Here is a 5,412-nt window from a genome sequence, read left to right as displayed (position 1 = left end):
CCCCCCCCCCCACTGCCGTACCCGGGCACCCGCTCGGGATCTCCTGCGCGGGGGCTGGTAGAGCCCGTACGGATCGGGTAGGTACATACGGACGAGTAGCACCGGTCGGTAGTCGACCGGGACAACCGCCCCGACTCAACACGGTGAGGTGCCAGATGACCGCACCATCCGTACGACCGGTCTCCGAGCGCGAGGCTCGCCAGGTCGCCGAAGCGGCCCGCGAGCAGGGATGGAAGAAGCCCAGCTTCGCCAAGGAGCTCTTCCTCGGCCGGTTCCGGCTCGACCTGCTGCATCCCCATCCCACCCCCGCCCCCGAGGACGTCCGCCGCGGCGAGGAGTTCCTCGCCAAGCTGCGCGACTTCTGCGAGACGCGGATCGACGGCGCCCGCATCGAGCGCGAAGCGAAGATCCCCGACGAGACGGTGAACGGGCTCAAGGAGCTCGGCGCCTTCGGCATGAAGATCGACATCAAGTACGGGGGCCTCGGGCTCACCCAGGTCTACTACAACAAGGCGCTCTCCCTCGTCGGCTCCGCCAGCCCCGTCGTCGGCGCCCTGCTCTCGGCCCACCAGTCCATCGGCGTGCCCCAGCCGCTGAAGCTCTTCGGCACGCAGGAGCAGAAGGAGAAGTTCCTGCCGCGCTGCGCGCGCACGGACATCACCGCCTTCCTCCTCACCGAGCCGGACGTCGGCTCCGACCCGGCCCGGCTGGCCACGACCGCCGTGCCCGACGGCGACGACTACGTCCTGGACGGCGTGAAGCTGTGGACCACCAACGGCGTCGTCGCCGACCTGCTCGTCGTCATGGCGCGGGTGCCCAGGAGCGAGGGCCACAAGGGCGGCATCACCGCCTTCGTCGTCGAGGCGGCGGCCGAAGGCGTCACCGTGGAGAACCGCAACGCCTTCATGGGCCTGCGCGGCATCGAGAACGGCGTCACCCGCTTCCACCAGGTCCGCGTCCCCGCCTCGCAGCGCATCGGCCCCGAGGGCGCCGGCCTGAAGATCGCACTGACCACGCTCAACACCGGTCGGCTGTCCATCCCCGCCATGTGCGTCTCCGGCGGCAAATGGGCCCTGAAGATCGCCCGTGAGTGGTCCACCGCCCGCGAGCAGTGGGGCAAGTCCATCGCCCGGCACGAGGCCGTCGGCGCGAAGATCTCCTTCATCGCCGCGACGACCTTCGCCCTCGAAGCCGTCCTCGACCTCTCCAGCCAGATGGCCGACGAGGACCGCAACGACATCCGCATCGAGGCCGCGCTCGCCAAGCTCTACGCCAGCGAGATGGCCTGGCTGATGACGGACGAGCTCGTCCAGATCCGTGGCGGCCGCGGCTACGAGAGCGCCGACTCGCTGGCCGCCCGCGGCGAGCGGGCCGTGCCCGCCGAGCAGATGCTGCGCGACTCGCGGATCAACCGCATCTTCGAGGGCTCCACCGAGATCATGCACCTGCTCATCGCCCGCGAGGCCGTCGACGCCCACCTCACGGTCGCCGGCGACCTCATCGACCCCGACAAGTCCCTCGGCGACAAGGCCCGCGCCGGCGCCCGCGCCGGCGGCTTCTACGCCCGCTGGCTGCCCAAGCTCGTCGCCGGGCCCGGACAGCTCCCGCGCACCTACGCCGAGTTCCACCCGGCCGGCCACCGCGACCTGTCCGGGCACCTGCGCTACGTCGAGCGCTCCTCGCGCAAGCTGGCCCGCTCCACCTTCTACGCCATGTCGCGGTGGCAGGGCCGCATGGAGACCAAGCAGGGCTTCCTCGGCCGCATCGTCGACATCGGCGCCGAGCTGTTCGCCATGAGCGCCGCCTGCGTGCGCGCCGAGCACCTGCGCATCCTCGGCGAGCACGGCGGCGAGGCGTACGAGCTCGCCGACGCCTTCTGCCGCCAGTCCCGCCTGCGCGTGGAGGAGCTCTTCCGGCGGCTGTGGAGCAACACCGACGAGCTCGACCGCAAGGTCGTCTCCCAGGTGATGGCGGGCTCCTACGAGTGGCTGGAGAGCGGCATCGTCGACCCCAGCGGCGAAGGCCCCTGGATCGCCGACGCCACTCCCGGACCCTCCAAGGCGGAGAACGTCCACCGTCCGATCCGCTGAGCCGGCGGGTCCCGCGGCCGCATCACCGGGACGCCCTGTCGGGCCCGCCCGGCGGTGCGGCCACAATGGGGGGATGACGGACTCCCTCGCTGACCCGCACCTGCGCTACTCCGCCGCCCCGGCCGGCGGCGGACCGCGCGAGATCGTGATCCTCGGCTCGACCGGCTCCATCGGCACCCAGGCCATCGACCTCGTGCTCCGCAACCCCGACCGCTTCACGGTGACCGCCCTGTCGGCCGCCGGCGGCCGGGTGGAGCTCCTCGCCGAGCAGGCGCGCCGGCTGCGGGTGCGCCGGGTGGCGGTCGCGCAGGCCGACAAGGCGCCCGCGCTGCGCGAGGCGCTCGCCGCCCAGTACGGCGGCGAGCCGCTGCCCGAGATCCTCGCGGGCCCGGACGCGGCCACGGAGCTGGCCCGCAGCGAGTGCCACACCGTCCTCAACGGCATCACCGGCTCCATCGGCCTGGCGCCCACCCTGGCCGCCCTGGAGGCCGGCCGCACCCTCGCCCTGGCCAACAAGGAGTCGCTGATCGTCGGCGGCCCGCTGGTCAAGGCCGTCGCCAAGCCCGGCCAGATCATCCCGGTGGACTCCGAGCACGCGGCCCTCTTCCAGGCCCTGCTCGGCGGCACCCGCTCCGAGGTCCGCAAGCTCGTGGTCACCGCCTCCGGCGGCCCGTTCCGCGGCCGCAGCAAGGCGGAGCTGGCCTCGGTCACCCCGAAGGACGCCCTGGCGCACCCCACCTGGTCCATGGGCCCGGTGATCACCATCAACTCCGCCACCCTGGTCAACAAGGGGCTGGAGGTCATCGAGGCCCACCTGCTGTACGACATCCCCTTCGAGCGCATCGAGGTCGTCGTCCACCCGCAGTCCTACGTCCACTCGATGGTGGAATTCACCGACGGCTCCACGCTCGCCCAGGCCACCCCGCCCGACATGCGCGGACCGATCGCCATCGGCCTCGGCTGGCCCGAGCGGGTGCCGGACGCGGCCCCCGCCTTCGACTGGTCCCAGGCGTCGACCTGGGAGTTCTTCCCGCTCGACGACGATGCCTTCCCCTCCGTCGGCCTGGCCCGGCACGTCGGCGGCCTGGGCGGCACGGCACCGGCCGTCTTCAACGCCGCCAACGAGGAGTGCGTCGATGCGTTCCTCAGCGGACAGCTGCCGTTCAATGGGATCGTGGACACCGTCGCCGAGGTGGTGGCGGAACACGGCACTCCCGCCGCGGGAACCCGCCTGACCGTCTCGGACGTCCTGCAAGCGGAGACCTGGGCACGCGCCCGGGCCCGCGAACTGGCGGCCCGTACGGGCGCCCGTACGGCGAAAGCGACCTCGGAGGCCCGCGCATGACGACACTGATGACCGTCCTCGGGATAGTCGTCTTCGTGGTGGGCCTGCTCTTCTCCATCGCCTGGCACGAGCTGGGGCACCTCTCCACCGCCAAGATGTTCGGCATCCGGGTGCCGCAGTACATGGTCGGCTTCGGGCCGACGCTCTTCTCGCGGCAGAAGGGCGAGACCGAGTACGGCATCAAGGCCGTCCCGCTCGGCGGCTACATCCGCATGATCGGCATGTTCCCGCCCGGTGAGGACGGCCGGATCAGCGCCCGCTCCACCTCGCCCTGGCGCGGCATGATCGAGGACGCCCGCTCCGCGGCCTTCGAGGAGCTGCGGCCCGGCGACGAGACCCGCATGTTCTACACGCGCAAGCCCTGGAAGCGCGTGATCGTCATGTTCGCCGGACCGTTCATGAACCTGGTCCTGGCCGTGGTGATCTTCCTGGGCGTGATGATGTCGTTCGGCGTCAACACCCAGACCACCACCGTCTCCGCCGTCTCCGACTGCGTGGTCTCCGCCAGCGCCCCCACCGACAAGTGCCCCGCGGGCGCCAAGGACTCCCCGGCCAAGGCGGCCGGCCTCCAGCCCAAGGACCGCATCGTCGCCTTCAACGGCCACAAGGCCACCGACTGGACGACGCTGCAGAAGGAGATCCGCAAGACCACCGGCCCGGCCACGATCACCGTCGTCCGGGACGGGCAGCAGAAGACCCTCACCGCGGACCTCATCTCCAACCAGGTCCAGAAGTACGACAGCAAGGGCGCCCCCCTCAAGGGCCAGTACGTCACCGCGGGCTTCCTCGGCTTCACGCCCGCCACCGGCGTCGTCCAGCAGTCCTTCGGACAGTCCGTCGACCGTATGGGCGACATGGTCCAGTCCGGTGTGGAGTCCCTGATCGCCCTGCCCGGCAAGATCCCGGACCTGTGGAACGCGGCCTTCGACGGCGGCGAGCGCAAGGCCGACTCGCCCATGGGCGTCGTGGGCGCGGCCCGCGTCGGCGGCGAGGTCTTCAACCTCGACATCCCGCCGTCCCAGCAGATCGCGACCATGCTCTTCCTGGTCGCCGGCTTCAACCTCTCGCTGTTCCTGTTCAACATGCTGCCGCTGCTGCCGCTGGACGGCGGGCACATCGCGGGCGCGCTGTGGGAGTCGGTGCGGCGCACGTTCGCCAAGCTCTTCCGGCGCCCCGACCCGGGCCCCTTCGACGTGGCGAAGCTGATGCCCGTCGCGTACGTGGTGGCCGGGATCTTCGTCTGCTTCACGATCCTCGTGCTCATCGCGGACCTGGTGAACCCGGTGCGGCTCACCTGATGGCCGCCGCAAGCGTCCCGTGAACGCCGGAAGGGCCGCATCTGCGGCCCTTCCGGCGTTCACGCATCCGTCCCGGGGCCCGGGCGGGGGAACGGCAATGTGCTCCGGAGGGGACCGGTGCCGTAACCTCGGATGACGGAGCCCGCCGATCTCGGGACCATGATTTAAGACCTTGGGGTTGCTCGCCAGATGACAGCGATTTCGCTTGGAATGCCGTCCGTTCCGACCAAGCTCGCCGACCGCAGGGTCAGCCGCAAGATCCAGGTCGGATCCGTGGCCGTCGGCGGCGACGCCCCCGTCTCCGTCCAGTCGATGACGACCACCCGGACCTCCGACATCGGCGCCACGCTGCAGCAGATCGCCGAGCTCACCGCCTCCGGCTGCCAGATCGTCCGCGTCGCCTGCCCGACCCAGGACGACGCCGACGCCCTGCCGATCATCGCGAAGAAGTCCCAGATCCCCGTGATCGCGGACATCCACTTCCAGCCGAAGTACGTCTTCGCCGCCATCGACGCCGGCTGCGCCGCCGTCCGGGTCAACCCGGGCAACATCAAGCAGTTCGACGACAAGGTGAAGGAGATCGCCAAGGCCGCCGGCGACGCCGGCACCCCGATCCGCATCGGCGTCAACGCCGGCTCCCTCGACCGCCGCCTGCTGCAGAAGTACGGCAAGGCCACGC

General features: G+C 71.0%; 4 protein-coding genes. All 4 read left to right on the top strand.

Going from position 1 to position 5,412, the window contains the following annotated elements:
• Nucleotides 1-155: 155 nt before the first annotated feature.
• Nucleotides 156-2,090, top strand: a complete 1,935-nt coding sequence (locus tag LE181_RS14155) for an acyl-CoA dehydrogenase family protein (RefSeq protein ID WP_225661612.1) — start codon at nucleotides 156-158, stop codon at nucleotides 2,088-2,090.
• A 73-nt stretch (nucleotides 2,091-2,163) separates the two neighbouring features.
• Nucleotides 2,164-3,435, top strand: coding sequence for a 1-deoxy-D-xylulose-5-phosphate reductoisomerase (dxr, locus tag LE181_RS14150; RefSeq protein ID WP_225661611.1), 1,272 nt, complete (start codon nucleotides 2,164-2,166; stop codon nucleotides 3,433-3,435).
• The gene (locus LE181_RS14145) at nucleotides 3,432-4,733 is read left to right on the top strand and encodes a M50 family metallopeptidase (RefSeq protein ID WP_225661610.1); all 1,302 of its coding nucleotides are present in this window, start codon (nucleotides 3,432-3,434) and stop codon (nucleotides 4,731-4,733) included. Before dxr ends, LE181_RS14145 begins: the two co-directional genes overlap by 4 nt.
• Before the next feature lie 189 nt (nucleotides 4,734-4,922).
• A partial coding sequence (locus LE181_RS14140) for a flavodoxin-dependent (E)-4-hydroxy-3-methylbut-2-enyl-diphosphate synthase (RefSeq protein WP_225661609.1) occupies nucleotides 4,923-5,412 on the top strand: 490 nt, incomplete at its 3' end.

The sequence above is a fragment of the Streptomyces sichuanensis genome, assembly GCF_020328095.1.
GTDB lineage: Bacteria > Actinomycetota > Actinomycetes > Streptomycetales > Streptomycetaceae > Streptomyces > Streptomyces cinnamoneus.
Note: the sequence above shows the minus strand (reverse complement) of the source record. Positions and strands in the feature narration are given on the sequence as shown.